Source organism: Bradyrhizobium shewense (genome assembly GCF_900094605.1).
GTDB classification, from domain to species: Bacteria; Pseudomonadota; Alphaproteobacteria; order Rhizobiales; family Xanthobacteraceae; genus Bradyrhizobium; species Bradyrhizobium shewense.
Window position 1 is genome coordinate 412285 of sequence record NZ_FMAI01000004.1, and the last position, 19900, is coordinate 432184.

The 19900-nt window shown below is 65.3% G+C and carries 20 protein-coding genes; 13 read left to right on the forward strand and 7 right to left on the reverse strand.

What is annotated here, in order from left to right; genetic code table 11:
* Positions 1-4 precede the first annotated feature (4 nt).
* Positions 5-763, reverse strand: coding sequence for an ABC transporter substrate-binding protein (locus tag GA0061098_RS10895; RefSeq protein WP_091956320.1), 759 nt, complete (start codon positions 761-763; stop codon positions 5-7).
* 179 nt (positions 764-942) lie between these two features.
* Between GA0061098_RS10895 and GA0061098_RS10900 the strand changes: the two genes are divergently transcribed.
* Both GA0061098_RS10900 and GA0061098_RS10905 read left to right on the forward strand, forming a co-directional pair.
* Positions 943-1587 (forward strand): helix-turn-helix domain-containing protein, encoded by a 645-nt coding sequence (locus GA0061098_RS10900; RefSeq protein WP_165637284.1) that lies wholly within the window; start codon positions 943-945, stop codon positions 1585-1587.
* A 63-nt stretch (positions 1588-1650) separates the two neighbouring features.
* Positions 1651-2208: an SMI1/KNR4 family protein gene (locus tag GA0061098_RS10905; protein WP_091956321.1), complete on the forward strand. Its 558-nt coding sequence runs from the start codon at positions 1651-1653 to the stop codon at positions 2206-2208.
* Positions 2209-2417: 209 nt separating this feature from the next.
* Here GA0061098_RS10905 and GA0061098_RS10910 read toward each other — a convergent pair whose 3' ends face one another.
* Both GA0061098_RS10910 and aptA read right to left on the reverse strand, forming a co-directional pair.
* A complete protein-coding gene (locus GA0061098_RS10910) occupies positions 2418-3683 on the reverse strand; it encodes a D-amino acid dehydrogenase (protein ID WP_091956322.1) in 1266 nt (421 codons plus the stop codon).
* Positions 3684-3753: 70 nt separating this feature from the next.
* Entirely contained in the window at positions 3754-5082 is a 1329-nt protein-coding gene (aptA, locus tag GA0061098_RS10915) for an omega-aminotransferase AptA (protein WP_049801758.1), read from the reverse strand.
* Between the two features lie 149 nt (positions 5083-5231).
* Here aptA and GA0061098_RS10920 point away from each other — a divergent pair, with 149 nt between their 5' ends.
* Together GA0061098_RS10920 and GA0061098_RS44865 are read left to right on the forward strand one after the other, a co-directional pair.
* Entirely contained in the window at positions 5232-5780 is a 549-nt protein-coding gene (locus GA0061098_RS10920; RefSeq protein WP_008561958.1) for a cupin domain-containing protein, read from the forward strand.
* A 190-nt stretch (positions 5781-5970) separates the two neighbouring features.
* On the forward strand, positions 5971-6123 hold the full coding sequence (locus tag GA0061098_RS44865; RefSeq protein ID WP_165637285.1) for a hypothetical protein: 153 nt from the start codon (positions 5971-5973) through the stop codon (positions 6121-6123).
* A 48-nt stretch (positions 6124-6171) separates the two neighbouring features.
* On the opposite strand, the gene GA0061098_RS10925 is transcribed toward GA0061098_RS44865, so the two are convergent.
* The 3 genes from GA0061098_RS10925 to GA0061098_RS10935 are packed head-to-tail and all read right to left on the reverse strand — an operon-like array spanning position 6172 to position 9969.
* Entirely contained in the window at positions 6172-8427 is a 2256-nt protein-coding gene (locus tag GA0061098_RS10925) for a xanthine dehydrogenase family protein molybdopterin-binding subunit (protein ID WP_091956323.1), read from the reverse strand.
* On the reverse strand, positions 8420-9475 hold the full coding sequence (locus tag GA0061098_RS10930) for an FAD binding domain-containing protein (RefSeq protein WP_091956324.1): 1056 nt from the start codon (positions 9473-9475) through the stop codon (positions 8420-8422). Before GA0061098_RS10930 ends, GA0061098_RS10925 begins: the two co-directional genes overlap by 8 nt.
* Positions 9472-9969 carry a (2Fe-2S)-binding protein gene (locus GA0061098_RS10935; RefSeq protein ID WP_091956325.1) on the reverse strand — a complete coding sequence of 166 codons (498 nt, stop codon included), beginning with the start codon at positions 9967-9969 and terminating at the stop codon, positions 9472-9474. The genes GA0061098_RS10930 and GA0061098_RS10935 overlap by 4 nt, the downstream gene beginning before the upstream one ends.
* Before the next feature lie 252 nt (positions 9970-10221).
* On the opposite strand from GA0061098_RS10935, the gene GA0061098_RS10940 reads away from it, so the two are divergent.
* Together GA0061098_RS10940 and GA0061098_RS10945 are read left to right on the forward strand one after the other, a co-directional pair.
* A complete protein-coding gene (locus GA0061098_RS10940; protein WP_091956326.1) occupies positions 10222-10860 on the forward strand; it encodes a TetR/AcrR family transcriptional regulator in 639 nt (212 codons plus the stop codon).
* Between the two features lie 66 nt (positions 10861-10926).
* Entirely contained in the window at positions 10927-11334 is a 408-nt protein-coding gene (locus GA0061098_RS10945; protein ID WP_091956327.1) for a DUF4864 domain-containing protein, read from the forward strand.
* Here GA0061098_RS10945 and GA0061098_RS10950 read toward each other — a convergent pair.
* Positions 11331-12596 (reverse strand): MFS transporter, encoded by a 1266-nt coding sequence (locus GA0061098_RS10950; RefSeq protein WP_091956328.1) that lies wholly within the window; start codon positions 12594-12596, stop codon positions 11331-11333. The genes GA0061098_RS10945 and GA0061098_RS10950 overlap by 4 nt on opposite strands.
* Before the next feature lie 174 nt (positions 12597-12770).
* Between GA0061098_RS10950 and GA0061098_RS10955 the strand changes: the two genes are divergently transcribed.
* From GA0061098_RS10955 to flhA, 7 genes are all read left to right on the forward strand, one after another.
* A complete protein-coding gene (locus GA0061098_RS10955; protein ID WP_245323219.1) occupies positions 12771-13193 on the forward strand; it encodes a hypothetical protein in 423 nt (140 codons plus the stop codon).
* Positions 13194-13270: 77 nt separating this feature from the next.
* Positions 13271-13555: a hypothetical protein gene (locus tag GA0061098_RS10960; protein WP_091956329.1), complete on the forward strand. Its 285-nt coding sequence runs from the start codon at positions 13271-13273 to the stop codon at positions 13553-13555.
* A 9-nt stretch (positions 13556-13564) separates the two neighbouring features.
* On the forward strand, positions 13565-15004 hold the full coding sequence (locus GA0061098_RS10965) for a TolC family protein (RefSeq protein ID WP_091956330.1): 1440 nt from the start codon (positions 13565-13567) through the stop codon (positions 15002-15004).
* A 13-nt stretch (positions 15005-15017) separates the two neighbouring features.
* Entirely contained in the window at positions 15018-16349 is a 1332-nt protein-coding gene (locus GA0061098_RS10970; protein ID WP_091956372.1) for a multicopper oxidase family protein, read from the forward strand.
* A gap of 32 nt (positions 16350-16381) precedes the next feature.
* Positions 16382-16834, forward strand: coding sequence for a cupredoxin domain-containing protein (locus tag GA0061098_RS10975; RefSeq protein ID WP_165637286.1), 453 nt, complete (start codon positions 16382-16384; stop codon positions 16832-16834).
* A gap of 16 nt (positions 16835-16850) precedes the next feature.
* Positions 16851-17153: a copper-binding protein gene (locus GA0061098_RS10980; protein ID WP_091956332.1), complete on the forward strand. Its 303-nt coding sequence runs from the start codon at positions 16851-16853 to the stop codon at positions 17151-17153.
* 333 nt (positions 17154-17486) lie between these two features.
* Positions 17487-19628, forward strand: a complete 2142-nt coding sequence (flhA, locus tag GA0061098_RS10985) for a flagellar biosynthesis protein FlhA (RefSeq protein ID WP_165637287.1) — start codon at positions 17487-17489, stop codon at positions 19626-19628.
* The last annotated feature ends 272 nt before the right edge of the window (positions 19629-19900 follow it).

The window sequence follows — 19900 nt, forward strand, 5'->3', positions numbered from 1 at the left end:
CCGATCAGCCCTGAGCCTTGAGGCCCCATTTATCGAGGATCTTGTCGATGGTGCCGTTGGCCTTCAGCTTGGCGAGTGAGGCGTTGATCTTGCCGAGCAGCGCGGCCTCGCCCTTGCGCACGCCGATGCCGACCGAGCCGACGGTGACGGGCTTGTAGCCATCGACGAGACGCACTTCGGGGAAGCCGCCCTGCTTCAGATTATAGGCGAGGATCGGATAATCGGCGTAGCCGGCCTTGAGGCGGCCGGTGTTCACGTCGCGCAGGATGTCCGGAATGGTGTCATAGGCTTTCACGTCCGCGAACAGGCCGGACTTCTTCAGCGCGTCGACGAAGGCGGTGCCGACCTGGGCGCCGACCGTCTCGCCCTTCAGATCGTCCTGCGTAGCATAGGCCTTGGTGTCGCTCTTCGGCACGACGAGGCCTTCGCCATAGGTGTAAATCGGGACGGAGAAGTCGACGACCTCCTTGCGCGGTGCGGTGATGAACATCGCGGCGGCGATGATGTCGATCTTGCTCGACGTCAGCGACGGGATCAGTGCCGAAAACTGCATCGGCTCGATCTGCACATTGAAGCCGGCATCCTTGCCCACTTCAGTGACGAGATCGACCATAATGCCCTGGATGCTGTTGGTCTTGGTGTCCAGGAACGTAAAGGGAATGCCTGTCGGCGTCGAGCCGACCTTCAGCACCTGCTGCGCCGAAGCGGGCGCCACGGCTGCCAGTGCGAGCGCCGCGACCGCGGCCAGACCAAAACGCTTCATCGCATCCCCCTTTGGGTCTGGCCGATGGCGGCGCTCGCGGGTGTCGTGATCAGACGTTGCGAGCCGAGCCGTTTCGGCCTATTTTCACCAATATGAAAATTTGGCCACACTTTCGCGAACGATGCAAGCGGTTTTCATGCACATGAAGGATGCGGTTTGACGTGAGCGGTGGCAAAAGAATGCGCAGACCGGCCGCGACAAAGCCGGCGAAGAAGGTGAAGGCCAAAGCCGTCGCCAAACCTGCCGAGCCCGCGATGGACGTCGCGGTCGGCCGCCGCATCAGGGATCTCCGGCGCGTCAGGCAATTCTCGCTGGAAACGGTCGCGGCGCGCACGGACCTGTCGATCGGCTTTCTCAGCCAGATCGAGCGCGGCCTGTCGTCACCCTCGCTGCGCGTGCTGGCGACGCTCGCCGACGTGCTCGGCGTCGGCATCGCCGCACTGTTCGGCGCAAGCCCAAGCGCCGACGGAACCTCCGATCAGGTGGTGACGCGTGGGCTGCAGCGGCCCGAGCTGAAGCTCTGGCGCACCGGCGTGTCCAAGCAATTGCTGAGCCCGGCCAGTGCCGACAACAAGCTCAATCTGTTCCTGGTGCATCTGGAGCCCGGCGGCTCCACCGGCGACGAGCTCTACACCCATGACGGCGAGGAGGCCGGCCTCGTGCTCGAAGGCGAGATGATGCTGACGGTGGACAGCGAGACCTGGTCGCTGAAGACGGGCGACAGCTTTCGCTTTGCCAGCCGCCGGCCGCACCGGTTTTCGAATCCGGCCGAGGATGCGAAGGCCGTGGTGCTCTGGGTGAATTGCGTGACGGGGGTGGGGTAGTTTGCCGGCACGCCGTCTGCTGGCATGATGTGAAGGCATTCTGCAGGACGAAGGGCCCCGTCGATGGTTGACCTCATCATCGCTGCGATCCGGCGACGGCTGAAGACAAGGCCAACCGATCTGGGCCGACCTCTGCGCACGGGACTCATCCCCGCCAGGGCAGGCAATATTGCCTCCGACGAAGAACATCTTCGTTTCCGGCTGCCACCCCTCTTGAAGCGAATGTATGCAGATATCGGCAATGGAGGTTTTGGCCCCGGATACGGGCTCATCGGACTGACGAACGGCGTTCCCGACGATTCCGGCAAGACCGCTGTGGCGATCTACGATTTGTTTCGGAGTGCGCCAGAGTTGGCTTGGCCGGACGGCCTTCTGCCGATCTGCCATTGGGGATGCGCCATCTACTCGTGCGTCGATTGTTGCGATCCGGATTTCCGGATGCGGATTTTCGATCCCAACGTTCATGATGGCGATGACTGGACCGACGCATTCTTCGAGGACGCTCCCAGTATCGAAGACTGGATTGGATCGTGGGCCTCCGGCGTCAATCTGTGGGACGCAATGTATGGCGACGAAGGCCATATCGCCCGGACCATATCTGCGCGCCGCAAGCGGCCTTGAGCCGGGCACCACCAACTTCCCGTCATCCTTCGAGGCTCGCCGCACGGCGCTATTGCGCCGCGCAGCTCACACCTCAGGGTGACGGTGATGGATTTGGACGCGCGCTACCTCCACATCGTCATTGGGAGCGTAGCGAAGCAATCCAGACTGTCTCCGCGGAGGGATACTGGATTGCCTCGCTGCGCTCGCAATGACGCGGGGATAGAGTCCTACCCGAACCGGTGATTGTACCGGTCCACCGTCAGCGCACTCACATCGATGTCCGGCTTCTTGCCCGACAGCATGTCGGCGAGCACGCGACCGGAGCCACAGGACATGGTCCAGCCGAGCGTGCCGTGGCCGGTGTTGAGGTGAAGATTGGCGTATTGCGTCGGGCCGATCACGGGCGGACCGTCCGGCGTCATCGGACGCAGGCCGCTCCAGAACGTCGCCTTGGCGAGATCGCCGCCGCGCGGGAACAGGTCGGTCAAGGAATGATCGAGCGTGGCACGGCGCGCATCGTAGAGCTTGTCCGAATAGCCGGAGATTTCGGCGGTGCCACCGACGCGGATGCGATTGCCGAGCCGCGTGATCGCGACCTTGTAGCTCTCGTCCATCACGGTCGATTCCGGCGCCCCTGCGGCCTCCTTGATCGGCACCGTGATCGAATAGCCCTTCACCGGATAGACCGGCAGCGAGATGCCGAGCGGCGCAACCAGCCGCGACGACCAGCTGCCGAGCGCGAGCACGTAGGCGTCTGCCTGCAACATGCCGGCACTGGTCACGACGCCGCTGACGCGCGCGCCGTCGGTGACGATGCGGTCAATGCCGGTATTGAACATGAAGCGGACGCCAAGCGCCTCGGCGTGCTTGGCCAGCGCCTGCGTGAACATGTGGCAGTCGCCGGTCTCGTCCTGCGGCAAGCGAAGCCCGCCGACGAACTTCTCCTTCACGCCGGCGAGTGCCGGCTCGACCGCGATGCAGCCCTCTCGGCTCAGCACCTCGAAGGGCACGCCATATTGCTTGAGCACGGCGATGTCTTCGCCAGTGCCGTCGAGCTGGGCCTGGTACCGGAACAGCTGCAGCGTGCCTTGCGAGCGCTCGTCATACTGGATGCCGATGTCGCGGCGCAGATCGCGCAAGGAATCGCGGCTGTATTCCGCGATCGGGATCATCCGGCTCTTGTTGACCGCGTAACGCGCGCTGGTGCAGTTGCGCAGCATCTTGAGCAGCCAGACCCACATGACGGGATCGAGCTTCGGCCGGACGACAAGCGGGCCGTGCTTCATCAGAAGCCACTTCACCGCCTTCACCGGCACGCCGGGGCCGGCCCAGGGCGAGGAATAGCCGGGCGACACTTCGCCGGCATTGGCGAAAGAGGTCTCCAGCGCCGGCTCAGGCTGACGGTCGACGACCGTGACCTCGTGGCCGGCACGCGCAAGGTAGTAAGCAGAGGTGACACCGATGACACCGCTGCCGAGGATCAGAACTTTCACGCTTGGTCAAACTCCCGCGGCATCACGCTCGCCGCTGCAAGGAAACAACTCGCAACGGCGAGAGCAATTATCAGGCCACCCGCTTGATGGCATCACCCAGGATCGACACGATATCGTCGATGTGGCTCTTCTCGACGATGAGCGGGGGCGACAGCGCGAAGGAGTCGCCGCTCATGCGGAAGTACAGCCCGCGATTGAAGCAGTCGACCATGACGTCGTAGCCACGCGCACCGACCGCACCGTCACGCGGCGACAGCTCGACCGCGCCCATCAGCCCGCAATTGCGGATGTCGATGACGTTGGGCAGGCCTTTCAGCGAATGCAGCGCATCGCGCCAGTATTCGGCGATCGACGCACCGCGCGTGAGCAGGCCCTCGTCCTTGTAGATGTCGAGCGTCGCGATGCCCGCGGCGCAGGCGGTCGGATGTGCCGAATAGGTGTAGCCGTGGAACAGCTCCATGACGTTTTCCGGGCCGATCATCATGGCGTCGTGCACCTTGCGATGCGCGAACACCGCGCCGCAAGGAATGGTGCCGTTGGTGATGCCCTTGGCCGTGGTCATCATATCAGGCGTGACGCCGAAGAAGTTGGCGGCGAACGGCGTGCCGAGGCGGCCGAACCCGGTGATGACCTCGTCGAAGATCAGAAGGATGCCGTGCTTGTCGCAGATCTCGCGCAGGCGCTGGAGATAGCCCTTCGGCGGCGGCAGCACCGCGGTCGAACCGGGGACCGGCTCGACGATGACGGCAGCGATCGTCTCGGCACCGTGCAGGGCCACCAGACGCTCGAGATCGTCGGCGAGCTCGGCGCCATGCTCCGGCTGGTCCTTGGCGAAGGCGTTGCGGGTGAGATCATGGGTGTGGCGGATGTGGTCGACGCCCGGCAGCAGGGTGGCGAAGGCGCGGCGGTTGGCGACCATGCCGCCGACCGAGGTGCCGCCGAAGCCGACGCCGTGATAGCCGCGCTCACGGCCGATCAGGCGGGTGCGGCTCGCCTGGCCGTTGGCGCGGTGATAGGCGAGCGCGATCTTCAGCGCGGTATCAACCGACTCGGAGCCGGAATTGGTGAAGAAGATGCGGTCGAGACCCTTCGGCGCGATCTCGGCGAGACGCTCGGCGAAGTCGAACGCCAGCGGATGGCCCATCTGGAACGACGGCGCGAAATCCAGCGTCATCAACTGCCGCTCGACCGCGGCGGCGATCTGCTTGCGGCCGTGGCCGGCATTGACGCACCACAGGCCGGCGGAGCCGTCGATCACCTTGCGGCCGTCGACGGTGGTGTAATGCATGCCCTCGGCCGAGGAGAACAGGCGCGGCGCCTTCTTGAACTGCCGATTGGCCGTGAACGGCATCCAGAACGAGTCGGTCTTGATAGTGTTCGGAATCTGATGAAGGGTCACGGCCGCGCTCCTTTGCTGACCCTCTAGCAGAGCCACGGCTTGGAATGCGCAACAAGTCCTTTTCTGGTGACCTGCAAGCCATTGATTTATCTGGGGCCGCCGGTCCATATTTGCCCGATCCGCAACACCTGCAACACAGGATCTGGGTTATGAGCGTCGACATCGGTGGACGGCTGCGATTCATCCGGGCGCGCCACAAGCTGTCGCAGCGCGAGCTGGCCAAGCGCGCCGGGGTCACCAATTCGACGATTTCGCTGATCGAATCCAACCAGATGAACCCCTCGGTCGGCGCCCTCAAGCGCATCCTCGACGGCATCCCGATGGGGCTCGCCGAGTTCTTCGCGCTGGAGCCGGAGTCACGACGCAAGATCTTCTACCGCGCCGAGGAGCTGACCGAAGTCGGCAAGAAGCCGATTTCGTATCGGCAGATCGGCGACAATCTGTTCGGCCGCAGCCTGCAGATCCTGAAAGAACGCTACGAGCCCGGCAGCGACACCGGGCGCGTCCACCTCGTCCATGACGGCGAGGAAGGCGGCATCGTGATCTCGGGCAAGCTCGAAGTCACTGTCGAGGACGAGCGCCGCATCCTCAATCCGGGCGATGCCTATTATTTCGAGAGCCGCCGCCCGCATCGCTTCCGCTGCGTCGGCGGCAAGCCGTGCGAGGTGATCTCGGCCTGCACGCCGCCGACGTTCTGAATCGGGAACAGTGCATCCGGAAGGTTACGGGCGGCCACCGGTATCTTACGGTGGTTGAGCCATCTCAATTTCTGTGCGCCGGACCGCTATATATTACGAACCGTAGCCGAGCAGCCTGGCTTAGAGGTGCTGAGGTTATGGCCCCGGACTCCAGGGTATTCCGGGGCCGCTTCGTAACATGGGCTCGCGCATGAAGATCACTCTTGCCAATGCGGAAGCCGCGCTCGACGAGGTCCTGCGCGACACCGACAAGCTCCGTTCGCGCGAGCTGCGCAAAGCCATCGCGAAATACATCGAAGTGCAGAAAGAGCAGATCAAGGCTCTCCGCAGGTTGATGAACTGATCGGCCGCCGCGGAGCGAGCAGGCCTCGCCCCGCCTGCCGCCTCAACGCTACACCAGCAACTCCTCCATCCGGATCGGGAATTTGCGGACGCGCACGCCGGTCGCATGCCAGACGGCGTTCGCGACCGCGCCGGCACTGCCGGTGATGCCGATCTCGCCGACGCCCTTGATACCGAGCGCGTTGACGTGCGGGTCGTGCTCCTCGACCGTGATCACGTCGAGCGGCGGCACGTCGGCATTCACGGGGACATGGTACTCACCGAGATTGGCGTTCATGATCCGACCGCTGCGCCGGTCGGTGACGGCCTCCTCGTGCAGTGCAAAGGAGAGGCCCCAGATCATGCCGCCGAACAGCTGGCTTTGCACCATGCGCGGGTTGACGATGCGCCCGGCCGCGAAGGCGCCGACCATGCGGGTGACGCGGACCTGACTGAGCTCGGGATCGACCTTCACCTCCGCGAATACCGCGCCATGGGCATGCATCGCATATTCTTCCATCGCCGCAGGGTTCGGCGCACCGGTGCCGCGCGCCTCGACCTCAGCGACGCCGGCGCGCGCGAGGATCTCGGCGTAGCTCTCGCCGCGGCTCTCGTCGTCGCGCCTGATCAACCTGCCGTCGCGCGCGATCACGCCGGCATTGCCGGCGCCGAACAGCGGCGAGCGCTCGTCATTGGTGGCGAGATCGGCGAGCTTTGCGATCACGGCCGCGCCGGCGCTGTGGATCGCAGCTCCCGCAGTTGCGGTGTGCGCGGAGCCGCCGGCAATGCCGGCATCGGGCAGGTCGGACGTGCCGGCCTTGAACGCGACGCGGCCGATATCAAGGCCGACGGCATCGGCGGCGATCTGGGCCAGTGCCGTCCAGGCACCCTGCCCCATGTCGTGCGCGCCGATCTCCATCACGCCCGAGCCATCGCGGCGGATCGCCGCGCGCGCTTCGGCCTGGAACATCAGCGCCGGGAAGGTCGCCGTGCCCATGCCCCAGCCGACCAGCAAGCCGGCATCGTCGCGCATCTGCCGCGGCTGCAGCGGACGCTTCGCCCAGCCGAAGCGCGCCGCGCCCTGGTCGTAACAGGCCCGCAGCGCCTTTGACGAGAACGGCTTGCCGGTGATCGGCTCGACCTCGGCATAGTTCTTCAGGCGGAAGGCCAGCGGATCGATGCCGCAGGTCCAGGCTATCTCGTCGATCGCGCTCTCCAGCGCAATCGAGCCGGTCGCCTCGCCCGGCGCGCGCATGAACAGCGGCGTGCCGGTGTTGACGCGCACGGCGTCATGCGAGGTGCGGATGGCAGGTGCCGCATAGAGCGTGTGCGAGGCATCGGCCGCGGGCTCGTAGAAATCGTCGAAGGTGCTCGACACGGTCCTCGCATGGTGATCGAGCGCGGTCAGCCGTCCCTCGCCGTCGGCACCGATGCGCAGCCGCTGACGGGTCGGCGCGCGATGGCCGACCGGGCCATACATCTGCTCACGGCGCAGCACCAGCTTGACCGGCCTGCCGACCAGCTTCGCGGCCATGATGCCAAGGACCGGCGGACCGCCCATGAGCCCCTTCGATCCGAAGCCGCCACCGAGGAACGGGCTGCGGATGTGGATCTTGTCGTGCGCGATGCCGAACAGCTCGGCGATGCGCGCGAGCGACAGCTTCAGGCCCTGGGTCGGCATGTCCACGGACAGCTTGTCGCCATCCCAGTGAGCCACAACGGCATGCGGCTCCATCGCGTTGTGATATTGCGGCGGCGTCTCATAGGTCGCGTCGATCTGCGTCTCGGCCGAGACAAGGCCCGCCTCGACATCGCCGCGGTGATTTTCGGTGGGGTTGCCGACGCCGACGACGGGCGGCACAAAACTCTCACCGGCATCGAGGCCGATGAGCGGAGGCTGCGCCTCGTAGCGTGGCGCCAGCAGCGCGGCACCTTCCGTCGCGGCTTCAAGCGTCTCGGCGATCACGACGGCGATCGGCTGATTGGCGTAGCGGACCTCGCTGCTCTGCAAAGCCTCCATCCGAAACACGAAGGGATTGGTCTTGATCTCGGGGTCGATGGCGAGCGGTGGCTTGTGGTCGGGTGTCATGACATCGACGACGCCGGGATGGCGTTTTGCGGCGGCGACATCGAGCGAGGTTACGCGGCCATGCGCGATGCTGGCCGCGGCGATCACCGCAAACAGCATGCCGGGCGGATGATTGTCGGCGGCATAGGTTGCCTGCCCCGTGACCTTGAGGACGCCGTCGCGGCGGGTCAGCGGCTGGCCGATGTTCGAGCCGTGCCTGAGATGGGCGGGCGCGCTGGTGAGGTTGAGCTCAGGCATGGATGGCTCCTGATGTCGAGGCAAAGGGAGAGGCCGGCAGTGCAGACAAGCGCGCGGGCGTACCGGCGGCGGCGAGGGTCAGCGCACGCACAACGATGCGGCGGGCGAGCTCGATCTTGAAGGCGTTGTCACCGGACGGCTTTGCGTCGGTGAGCGCACGCCAGGCGGCTTCCTGGAAGGCATCGGCCGTGGGCGCGACGCCCTTGAGAACGTCCTCCGCAGCGCGGGCGCGCCAAGGCTTTGCGGCGACACCGCCAAGTGCGAGCCGCGCTTCGGCGATCTTGCCGTTCTCGATCCGCAACGCAGCGGCGGCCGAGACCACCGCGAAGGCGTAGGAGGTGCGCTCGCGAACCTTGAGGTAGCGCGCATGCGGGGCAAATTCGCGCGCCGCCGGCGGCAGGCGCACTGCAACAATGAGGTCGCCGGGCTCGAGCACGGACTCGCGCTCGGGCGTATCGCCGGGCAGGCGATGCAGCTCGTCGAGCGCGATCTCGCGCCGGCCGCCCCTGCCCTCGATCTCCACGATAGCATCGAGCGCGACCAGCGGCACGCAGAAGTCGGAGGGATGCGTGGCGATGCAGCTGTCGCTCCAGCCGAGCACCGCGTGGGTGCGATTCTCGCCGCCGCGGGCGTCGCAGCCGCTGCCGGCCTCGCGCTTGTTGCAGCGGCTGGCAGTGTCGTAGAAATACGCGCAGCGCGTCCGTTGCAGGAGATTGCCGCCGACGGTCGCGGCATTGCGCAACTGCGCGGATGCACCGGAGAGAAGGGCTTCCGCGACAGCGGGATAGGACCTTGCGAAGTCCGCATCATGCGCGAGATCGGCGTTGCTGACGAGCGCACCGATGCGCAATGACCCGTCGGCGAGGCGCTCGATGCCATCGAGCCCGTCGAGATGCGTGACGTCGACCAGGCGATCCGGACGGCTGACGCCGCCCTTCATCAGATCGAGCAGATTGGTGCCGGCGGCGAGATAGACCGCGCCCGACTGGGCCGCGGCGGCAACCGCGTCACTAACTGTGGCGGGCCTGACATAATCGAACGGTTTCATGCGGAGCGCCTCTGATCGGATTCGTCCATGCGTCCTTGCGCATCGAGCACGGCATCGACGATGCCGGCATAGGCACCGCAGCGGCACAGATTGCCGCTCATGCATTCGCGGATGCGTTCGGGATCGTTGCCGGCCTGGCCTTCGCGCATCATGCCGATCGCGCTCATGACCTGACCGGGCGTGCAGAAGCCGCACTGAAATCCGTCATGGGCGATGAAGGCGGCCTGCACCGGGTGCAGCTGGTCACCGCGCGCAACGCCTTCGATGGTGAGGATGTCGGCGCCGTCATGACTGATCGCGAGCGCGAGGCAGGAGTTGATGCGCTTGCCGTCGACCAGAATGGTGCAGGCGCCGCACTGACCGCGGTCGCATCCCTTCTTGGTTCCGGTGAGATGGAGGCGCTCACGCAAGAGATCGAGCAGCGTGACGCGCGGATCGTCGAGGACGAAGTCGCGTCGCGCACCGTTCACGGTGAGGCTGATGGAGTGGTTCATACAAGGCTCCGATCAGATATGGACATGAGTGATCGCGCAGCGCGCCACCGCCGTGACCGCCGTCGATCTACGTTGACGCGGGCAGAAGCCGGCCAACATCAAGGCGAAGATACGGAGGCTCCCTCCGCTTAACAAGGGCCGGCTGAAAAATATTGGAATTGGTCAAAAGCCCGTGCGCCACCAACGCGATGCAGCCCGGCAAGGGTTCAACGAGGGTTCAATCTAACCAATTCGTGATCTACATTGCCTGATATGGACGACCACAGCGACCAGACCCGAAAGCCCCGCGCCGATGCCGTGCGCAATCGCGAGCGCGTGCTCGAAGCAGCCAAGGCCGTGTTCAACGCGGGCGGTCCGGAGGCGAGCCTGGAGGCTGTGGCCAAGCGCGCCGGCGTCGGCATCGGCACGCTCTATCGGCATTTCCCCACGCGCGAAGATCTGTTCGAGGCGGTGTACCGGCGCGAGGTCGAGCAGCTCAGCGAACTCGCCGAGCACCTGCGAAGTGCCAAGGATCCGGTCGAGGCGCTGCGGCGCTGGCTGCAGTCCGCCGTCGAATTCGTTGCCACCAAGAAAGGCATGTTGGCCGCGCTGGCGCTGGCGTATCAGAGCTCGTCGGAACTTGCCGTTTTCTCCATGGACCGGCTGACCAAGGCGATCGGCTCGCTGCTCGAGCGCGCGGTCGCAGCCGGCCAGATGCGCGCCGATATCAGCCCGGAGGACCTGCTGCGGGCGTTTTTCGGGATGTGCTACATGCACGATCAGCGGGGATGGCAATCCTCGGTGCTGCGCCTGCTCGACGTGTTCGTCGACGGATTGCGGGTACAATCCGCTGCCAAGACCAAGGCGCGCGCGGCCAAGCCAGCGAAGCCGGCGGTGAAACGGAAGCGATAGCGCGCCCGTATTTCCCTGAGGTCATGCTAGGATCAGCATTGCCGGGATTTCAACGCGGAGCCTGTCATGCGCATTGCCGCCTTGCTCGTCGCTATCAGTATTGCCTTCAACCCCATCTCAGCACGCGCCGACGATGTCGCGACGGCGCAGGGCGTCATCCGCGCCCAGGAGCAGGCTTTCGTCCGCGACGATGCAAGCGCCGCCTATTCCCATGCCGCACCGGCGATCAAGGAAATCTTCCCCGCGCCCGACATCTTCATGTCCATGGTGCAGAACGGTTACGCGCCGGTCTACCGGCACAAGAGTTTCGAGTTCGGAGAAAGCAAGATCGAGGGCGGTTGGATTGCGCAGCGCGTTCACATCATCGACGCCAATGGCGAAGCCTGGGAAGCGCTCTACACGCTCGAGCAGCAGGCGGACGGCAGCTACAAGATCACCGGCTGCTCGCTGCTGAAGGCGGGACAGGCGGTTTAGGTTGCGAAGCCCGGTCCGGTCCTGACCGACTTCATCCGCGAGCGGATCAACAGCGTCAGGACGATGCCGATATTGAGCGCGTTCCACGCCACACCGTTCGCGAACGCCGCGGCGTAGGAACCGGTCGCATCGAAGATGATGCCCGACACCCAGCCGCCGAAGGACATGCCGAACACCGAGGCGAAGATCACGATGCCGACGCGCGTTGCGGCTTCGCTCGCCGGCATCGCCTCGCGCACGATGATGGCATAGCTCGGCACGATGCCGCCCTGGAACAGGCCGAACATCGCGGAGATGAGATAGAGCGAGGCGAGACTGTCGAAGAACAGATAGAACACCAGCGCAAAGCCCTGCGCCAGCGATCCCACCAGCAGCGTGCGGATGCCGCCGATCTTGTCGGCGAGGAAGCCCGAGCCGATCCGGCTGACGATGCCGCAGGCCATCATCAGCGACAGCATCTCCGCGCCGCGCGCCACGCCGTAGCCGAGATCGCCGCAATAGGCGACGATATGCACCTGCGGCATCGCCATGGCGACGCAGCAGGAGATGCTGGCGATTGAGAGCAGCACCGTCAGCGTGTTGGTCGACAGCTTGAGATCGACGCGCGGCGGCGGCGCATTGGCGTGGTCCTGGACCTTGTCGTCGCCCATCTGCGCACGCAGCACCAGCACCAGGATCGTCATCAGGCTGACGCAGACGAGCCCGATGCCGATATGAGTGTAGCGCCAGCCGATGGTCTGCATGCCCCAGTTCACAATCGGGGGCCACATCGTTCCCGCGAAATAATTGCCGCTCGCGACGATGGTCACGGCGAGGCCGCGATAGCGCTCGAACCAGTGCGAGGCCTCCGCCATCAGCGGCGCGAAAGTCGCCGAGGTGCCGAGACCGATCAGGAAATAGGCCGCCACGAACTGCCAGAGCTGGGTCGATAGCCCCGCGAGCACGTTGGCAACGCCGAGGAAGGCGATGCTGATCGCCATTGCCGGCACGATGCCGAACCGGTCGGTGATCTTGCCCGCAATCACGCCGCCGAGCCCGAAGCCGAACATCATGAGGGTGAAGGCCAGCGACACCGCGCCGCGGGTGGCGGCGAATTCGGCCTGCACCGCGGGAAGCATCACCACGATCGCCCACATGCCGACGCCGCCGATCGAGCCGATCACCAGCGCAAGGACAAGCCGTATCCAGGCCTGACGGGAATCAGGGCTGAATGTTCCAGGCGTTTGTCCGGAGTGATTTGGCGCGTGCACGGGGCGGAACATGGCCCGCGGATCGTCACAGGGTCAAGCATCGTGGCGCGATATTGGGCATGCGCGGTGCACTGCGGTAAGAAGCAGCTTGGCGAACGCGCGATTTGCCATTAGTTTGCAATCCGCGTGAGCAAATCGCTGCGCGAAAAGCATGTCGGCGGAATGTTGCTGCGATTGACACGATCGATGCGGATCAAGGTGGGGCGCTTCATTGCCCTCGCCTATCTGTTCTGCGTGCTCGCACCGGCGGCAAGCCTCGCCTGGGGCAGCGGCCCGGCGCCGTGTCTCGATGAGACCCTGCTGGTCGATCTCGTGCCGGTGCATCAGCAGATGCCGGGCGATCACATGCACGACGGCAGCTCGCACAATCACGCGGCGGCACACGCGCATCACCAGGCCGCCGCGCAGGACGCGCCCGCTTCTTCGCATCATCATGGCGGCAAGGGCACGGCCGGACCGTGCTGCGCGATGATGTGCATCAGCGCGCTGCCGGCCGATCTGCCGAGCTTCGCCAAGCCGGTTCAGCCCGTCTCCGCCTGTGCGCCCGAAATCGTGGCCAGCCTGCACAGCGCGGCGCCGCCCCTGCACTACCGTCCTCCCATCGCCTGATCTGACACGACGATTTCGGGCCGAGCGCGAGTCTGCGCGCGCGAACCTGTGGTCTTCAGACAGATCAGGAATGAATCATGCCTACGCTTTCCGGGGCGAAGTTCGCCGCCGCATCCGCGGTGCGTGGACGACACTTTCTTTGTCATTGGCCGTTGCTGGCCGCACTTGCGCTGGCGCTGTCCGGCTGCACCCCGGCAACGACGCAAGTCGCCGGCGCCGATCCCGCCGATCCCTCGGCGAAGGTCGCGCATGTCGGCTATCACTCGACCATCGCGCCCTACACCAGCCTGCGGCCTGCAGCGCCGGCGCCATGGCGCGACCGCAATGACGCCGTCGCGCCGCGGCCGAAGCAAGACCGGTAGGAGCGCGCCATGGCACATCAATTCGCGCGAAGCCTGCTCGTTCTCGCCGCGCTCGGCCTTTGCGCACCCGGACTTGTCGGCTGCGCCGCGTTCTCGCCCGACAGCGGCATGAGCGCGGTCTCCGAGCTGACGAGCCAGACCATCAACAAGGATGTCGCATTCGTTCGCACGCCCGAGGGAGCGGGCGCAGTCGACGAACGTGTCCGCCAACTGCTCTCGCGGACGCTGAACGTGGAGGCCGCCGTTCAGATCGCACTGCTCAACAACAAGGGATTGCAAGCCGCCTATAACGAGCTGGCGCTGGCCGAGACCGATCTGGTCGAGCAGAACCTGCCGCCCAATCCCGTGTTCTCGATCTCGCGGATCTCAGGCAACGGCGCCAGCGAGATCGAGCGTCAGGTGGTCGGCGACATCCTTGCGCTCGCCACCCTGCCGTTCCGCTCCGACATTGCCCGCGACCGGTTCCGCCAGGCGCAGTTGCGCGCGGCGCTGGCGACGTTGCGGCTCGCCGCCGACGTCCGCGGCACCTACGTGCGCGCTGTCGCCGGCAACGAGATGGTGGCGCTGCTGACGGATGCGAAGGCGACGGCGGAATCGACCGCGCAGCTCGCGGTCAAGCTCGGCGAGACCGGCTCGCTCAACAAGCTCGACCAGGCCCGCGAGCAGGTGTTTTACGCCGAGACCACCGCCGACCTCGCCACCGCGCGCCAGGCTGCGACGAGTGCGCGCGAAAGGCTCGCGCGGCTGATGGGATTGTGGGACGGCGGCCTCGACTTCCGTTTGCCCAATCAATTGCCGCCGCTGCCGCGCCGGCCGCAGGCACTGCCCTCGATCGAGGCCGATGCGGTGGCCCATCGCATCGATCTGCAGATCGCCCGGCTGGAGCTGACGGCGCTGGCGAAGTCGCTGAACCTCACCGAGGCGACCCGCTTCGTGACGCTGCTCGATCTCGCCGGCATCTCCCGCCGCACCCGGGATCCCGAAGGCGCGCCCTTCCGCGAACGCGGCTTCGACGTCCAGTTCCAGATCCCGATCTTCGACGGCGGCGAGGTGCGGATGCGACAGGCGGCAGAGATCTACAACCTCGCCTTCAACCGCCTGACCGAGCGCGCCGTGAACGTTCGCTCGGAGGCGCGCGATGCGTATCGTGTCTATCGCTCCAGCTACGACATCGCCAGCCACTACCAGCGCGAGATCGTCCCCTTGCGCAAGATCATCACCGAGGAGATGCAGCTCCGCTTTTCCAGCATGCAGGTCGATATCTTTGCGCTGCTCACCGAAGCACGACAGCGTCTGGCTTCGCTACGCGGCGCGATCGATGCCCGGCAACGATTCTTCCTCGCCCAGTCCGACCTGCAGACCGCCGTCAATGGCGGCGGCGCGCCCGCTGCGGGCGGCGACACTTCAACCACCATCGCCGCGGCAGCCCCTGCCGACGGCGGCCACTGAGATGGAGGCCGGCATGTTTTCCCGCAGAGGATTTTTGGGCACCGCCGCGCTCGTCGGCGCATCCGCGGTGCAAGGCCGCGTGCAGGCGGCATCTATCCCGGAAGCTGCGCACATGGACAAGGTGGTGATGCAGCCGCCGCTGCATCCCGTCAGCGGACCCGACTATCGCCCCGTCGTCACGCTGAACGGCTGGTCGCTGCCGTTCCGCATGAACGGCGACTGGAAGGAATTCCATCTCGTCGCCGAGCCCGTAGTGCGCGAATTCGCCGAGGGCATGAAGGTGAATCTGTGGGGCTATAACGGCCAGTCGCCGGGCCCGACGATCGAGGCGGTCGAGGGCGACAAGGTCCGCATCTTCGTCACCAACAGACTGCCCGAATACACCACCGTGCACTGGCACGGCATGATCATTCCGAGCGGCATGGACGGTGTCGGCGGGCTGACCCAGCCGCACATCCAGCCGGGAAAGACCTTCGTCTACGAGTTCGAGATGAGGAAGAGCGGGACCTTCATGTACCACCCGCATTCCGACGAGATGGTGCAGATGGCGATGGGCATGATGGGCATGGTCGTCGTGCATCCGCGCGATCCGAACTTCAGGCCCGTCGACCGCGACTTCGTGTTCGTGATGAGCACCTATCGCGTCGATCCCGGCACCTATCTGCCGCTGGTCAACGAGATGACCGACTTCAACATGTGGACCTGGAATGCGCGGGTGTTTCCCGGCATCGACCCCTTGCCGGTGCGGCTCGGCGACAAGGTGCGCGTGCGCATCGGCAATCTCAGCATGACCAACCATCCGATCCATCTGCACGGCCACGCCTTCGCAGTGACCTGCACCGACGGCGGCTGGGTTCCGGAGAGCGCGCAATATCCGGAGACGACGACGGACGTGCCGGTTGGCGCCGTTCGCGTGTTCGACGTGCTCGCCGACAATCCCGGCGACTGGGCGTTCCATTGCCACAAATCGCATCACACCATGAATGCGATGGGACACGATGTGCGCAACCTGATCGGCGTGTCGCGCAAGGACCTCGCCAAGGCCGTCGGCAAGCTCGCGCCCGACAGCATGGCGATGGGCTCGACCGGCATGGCGATGGGCAACATGGAGATGCCCGCGCCCGACAACACGCTGCCGATGATGACCGGCACCGGCCAGTTCGGCCCGATCGAGATGGGCGGCATGTTCACGGTGATGAAGATCCGCGAGGACCTCGCGCGCGACGATTATCGCGATCCGGGCCCGTACAAGTTTCCGCAAGGCACCGTCGCCTACGAGGTGGAGGCGCCCGATGCGGCACCAGTGCGGCAACCGGGCAAGCCGACGCACAAGATGAAGATGTGAGCGTTTCGATGAACCACCAACTGGAGATGACGATGAAGACGATCAAACTCGGCCTCGCGCTGGCGGCGCTGTCGCTCGCGCCGACGTTTGCGCACGACAAGCACGAGCACGCGACCTTTTCGGCCGGCGAGCCCGGCGATCCCAACAAGCCCGCGCGCACCATCGAGATCCTGCTGAACGAGATGGACTACGCGCCAGCGAAAATCGAGGTCAAGCGCGGCGAACAGGTCCGCTTCGTGCTGCGCAATGTCGGCAAGGAGGACCACGAATTCCTGCTCGCCACCACCAAGGAGAATCTCGCGCATGCCGTGGAGATGAAGAAGCATCCGCACATGGAGCACGACGATCCCAACGGTGTCAGGCTCGCACCGAACAAGACGGCCGAGATCCTCTGGAAGTTCAGCAAGGCCGGCACGTTCGAATTTTCGTGCCTCATTCCCGACCATCGCGACTACGGCATGGTCGGCCACGTCACCGTGAAGTAGCGATAAGGAGACTCCCATGAACCGCATCATTCGTATCACTGCTGCGCTGGCGCTGACTGTCGGCCTTACCACTGCCGCCCTCGCGGCGGGGACCGCCGCGATCAGCGGTGAGGTCAAGAAAATCGACGAGGGCGCCGGCAAGATCACGCTCAAGCACGGGCCGGCCAAGAGCCTCGGCATGGAGGACCCCATGACCATGGTCTACCGCGTCAAGGACCCCGCCTTGCTCAAGCAGGTGAAGGTCGGCGACAAGGTCACCTTCGAGGCCGAGGGGGCGGCGACGGGGTATACGGTGACCAAGATCGACAAGGCGAAGTAGCGCCCCATCAACCGTCATTCCGGGGCGCGCCGCTTGGCGCGAACCCGGAATCTCGAGGTTCCGGTTTCGGCTCTGCGAGCCGCCCCGAACGACGGCGCGCCCTACCCGCGCCCCCGAAATACCCCTCCCCGGACTCTTCCCGCCCCCGCGTTAACCCTTTGCTAACCATACACCGGGCAAAAATTGCCGGGTGAAGTCGAGTGTCGTCAGCCGCGTAGAACGGGAGCTCCCGTGGACGCCAGTGCGGTGCCTCACTTTCGGAACGGCGGCCCTTCGGCCGCCGCGCAGACGTTTGGGGCGCGCGGACGGCAGTCGCGCGGGGAGGCAGCTACCATGGTCGACGTCACCGCGGGACAGGGCGTAGGCACCACAAGGCCCTCGATTCCCTCCCTCAACGAGATCGTCAACGTCCTCAAGCGCGGCGACATCGCGCTGGCGCTCGGCATCCTCACCATCCTTGTGGTGCTGATCCTGCCGCTGCCCGCGATCGTGCTGGACCTGTTCCTGGCGATCTCGATCACGCTGTCGATCCTGATCCTGATGACCTCGCTGTTCATCCAGACGCCGCTGGAATTCTCGGCCTTCCCGACCATCCTGCTGATCTCGACCATGCTGCGCCTGTCGCTCAACATGGCTTCGACCCGGCTGATCCTGTCGCACGGGCACGAGGGCACGGCCGCCGCCGGTCACGTCATCGAGGCCTTCGGCAACTTCGTGATGGGCGGCAATTTCGTCATCGGCATCATCGTCTTCGCCATCCTGATCATCGTCAATTTCGTCGTCATCACCAAGGGTTCGGGCCGTATCGCCGAGGTCGCCGCCCGCTTCCACCTCGACGCCATGCCGGGCAAGCAGATGGCGATCGACGCCGACCTCGGCGCCGGCCTGATCGACGAGAAGGTCGCCAAGCACCGCCGCAAGGAGCTGGAGGACGAGAGCGGCTTCTTCGGCGCCATGGACGGTGCCTCCAAATTCGTCCGGGGCGATGCCATCGCCGGCCTTTTGATCGTCTTCATCAACGTCGTCGGCGGCATGATCATCGGCGTGGCGCAGCAGGGCATGTCCTTTGCCGATGCGGGGCGCAGCTACACGCTGCTAACCGTCGGTGACGGCCTCGTCACCCAGGTGCCGGCGCTGATCGTCTCGACCGCCGCCGGCCTGCTCGTCTCCAAGGCCGGCGTCTCCGGCGCCGCCGACAAGGCGCTGATGAAGCAGTTCTCCGGCTATCCGCAGGCGCTCGCGATGTCCTCGGCGGTCATGCTGGTGCTGGCGGCGCTGCCGGGCATTCCGACCATCCCCTTCCTGGCGCTCGGCGCCGGCGCCGGCGCGCTGGCCTGGCACGCCCGCAACCACAAGAAGACGTCCGTTCAGGCCGAGGAAGCCGCCATGGCCGCGCCTGCAGCGGGAACGCCGGGCGCACCGGGCACGGCGGCGGCCGAAGAGCCGATCTCGGCGGCGCTCAAGATCGACGATCTCAAGATCGAGCTCGGCTATGCGCTGCTGCCGCTGGTCAACGGCCCCGACGGCACCGACCGCCTCACCGAGCAGATCAAGGCGCTGCGCCGTTCGCTCGCGATCGAGATGGGTTTTGTGATGCCGGCGGTGCGCATCCTCGACAACGTCCAGCTCGAGGCCAACACCTACATCATCAAGATCAAGGAGGTCGACGCCGGCACCGGCAAGATCTGGCCGAACCAGTTCATGGTCATGGACCCCGGCGGCAGCCAGGTTCAGGTGCCCGGCATCCACACCACCGAGCCGACCTTCGGCCTGCCCGCGACCTGGGTCGACGCCAGCCTCAAGGAGGAGGCTTCGCTCAAGGGCTACACCGTCGTCGACGCCGCAACCGTGCTCTCGACCCACCTCACCGAGCTGCTCAAGGCCAACATGTCGGACCTCTTGTCCTATGGCGAGGTGCAGAAGCTGCTCAAGGAGCTGCCGAAGGAGCAGAGCGAACTGGTCAAGGACATCGTGCCGGGACAGGTCACGGTCTCCGGCATCCAGCGCGTGCTGCAACTGCTGCTCGCCGAGCGCATCTCGATCCGCGATCTCTCGACCATCCTCGAAGGCATCGCCGATTCGCTGGCCTTCTCGCGCAATCCCGCCACCATGGTCGAACATGTCCGGGCCCGCCTGGCGCGGCAGATCTGCGCGCAGAACACCTCCTATGCCGGCTATCTGCCGCTGATCGCGCTATCGGCGCGGTGGGAGCAGGCCTTTGCCGAATCCATCATCGGCCAGGGCGAGGAGCGCAGCCTTGCGATGCAGCCCTCGAAATTGTCGGAGTTCATGACCGGCGTGCGCGAGGCGTTCGAGCGCGCCGCCCGCGAAGGCGAGGCGCCGGTGCTGGTCACCTCTGCGGCAATTCGTCCCTTCGTCCGGTCCCTGGTGGAGCGGTTCCGGGCCCAGACGACGGTGCTGTCGCAGGCGGAGATCCACCCCAGGGCGAGGTTGAAAACGGTCGGAAGCATCTGATTTGCCTTAAGAAGCCGTGTGTTTTTCAGCCACAGGCAAATGGTTTTTGAGTTCCTGGCGCCTTGTGGACCAACCCTCGACAAGGCGCCTGACAAGCACATTATAGCTTTGAAATAATTACAAAAATGCACGGTCAAGGGTCGCGTTTGATCGCGATCTTTCACGTCCTGTCACGCTCTTGTGATGGCCTCTTGGGAACGAATCCCCCCAATACTAGGTTGTTGGGCACCGGAAGCATGAACCTGCCTGAATCGGCCGGCGACTACTTCGGG

Coding starts and splice junctions, on each gene's coding strand:
- GA0061098_RS10935 (WP_091956325.1), bottom strand. CDS start 9,969: ATGAACCACTCCATCAGCCTCACCGTGAACGGTGCGCGACGCGACTTC.
- GA0061098_RS10925 (WP_091956323.1), bottom strand. CDS start 8,427: ATGCCTGAGCTCAACCTCACCAGCGCGCCCGCCCATCTCAGGCACGGC.
- GA0061098_RS10945 (WP_091956327.1), top strand. CDS start 10,927: ATGCGCATTGCCGCCTTGCTCGTCGCTATCAGTATTGCCTTCAACCCC.
- GA0061098_RS10900 (WP_165637284.1), top strand. CDS start 943: ATGCGCAGACCGGCCGCGACAAAGCCGGCGAAGAAGGTGAAGGCCAAA.
- GA0061098_RS10955 (WP_245323219.1), top strand. CDS start 12,771: ATGCGGATCAAGGTGGGGCGCTTCATTGCCCTCGCCTATCTGTTCTGC.
- GA0061098_RS10950 (WP_091956328.1), bottom strand. CDS start 12,596: ATGTTCCGCCCCGTGCACGCGCCAAATCACTCCGGACAAACGCCTGGA.
- GA0061098_RS10920 (WP_008561958.1), top strand. CDS start 5,232: ATGAGCGTCGACATCGGTGGACGGCTGCGATTCATCCGGGCGCGCCAC.
- GA0061098_RS10895 (WP_091956320.1), bottom strand. CDS start 763: ATGAAGCGTTTTGGTCTGGCCGCGGTCGCGGCGCTCGCACTGGCAGCC.
- GA0061098_RS10905 (WP_091956321.1), top strand. CDS start 1,651: ATGGTTGACCTCATCATCGCTGCGATCCGGCGACGGCTGAAGACAAGG.
- GA0061098_RS10930 (WP_091956324.1), bottom strand. CDS start 9,475: ATGAAACCGTTCGATTATGTCAGGCCCGCCACAGTTAGTGACGCGGTT.
- GA0061098_RS10975 (WP_165637286.1), top strand. CDS start 16,382: ATGAAGACGATCAAACTCGGCCTCGCGCTGGCGGCGCTGTCGCTCGCG.
- GA0061098_RS44865 (WP_165637285.1), top strand. CDS start 5,971: ATGAAGATCACTCTTGCCAATGCGGAAGCCGCGCTCGACGAGGTCCTG.
- flhA (WP_165637287.1), top strand. CDS start 17,487: ATGGTCGACGTCACCGCGGGACAGGGCGTAGGCACCACAAGGCCCTCG.
- GA0061098_RS10965 (WP_091956330.1), top strand. CDS start 13,565: ATGGCACATCAATTCGCGCGAAGCCTGCTCGTTCTCGCCGCGCTCGGC.
- GA0061098_RS10960 (WP_091956329.1), top strand. CDS start 13,271: ATGCCTACGCTTTCCGGGGCGAAGTTCGCCGCCGCATCCGCGGTGCGT.
- GA0061098_RS10940 (WP_091956326.1), top strand. CDS start 10,222: ATGGACGACCACAGCGACCAGACCCGAAAGCCCCGCGCCGATGCCGTG.
- GA0061098_RS10970 (WP_091956372.1), top strand. CDS start 15,018: ATGTTTTCCCGCAGAGGATTTTTGGGCACCGCCGCGCTCGTCGGCGCA.
- GA0061098_RS10980 (WP_091956332.1), top strand. CDS start 16,851: ATGAACCGCATCATTCGTATCACTGCTGCGCTGGCGCTGACTGTCGGC.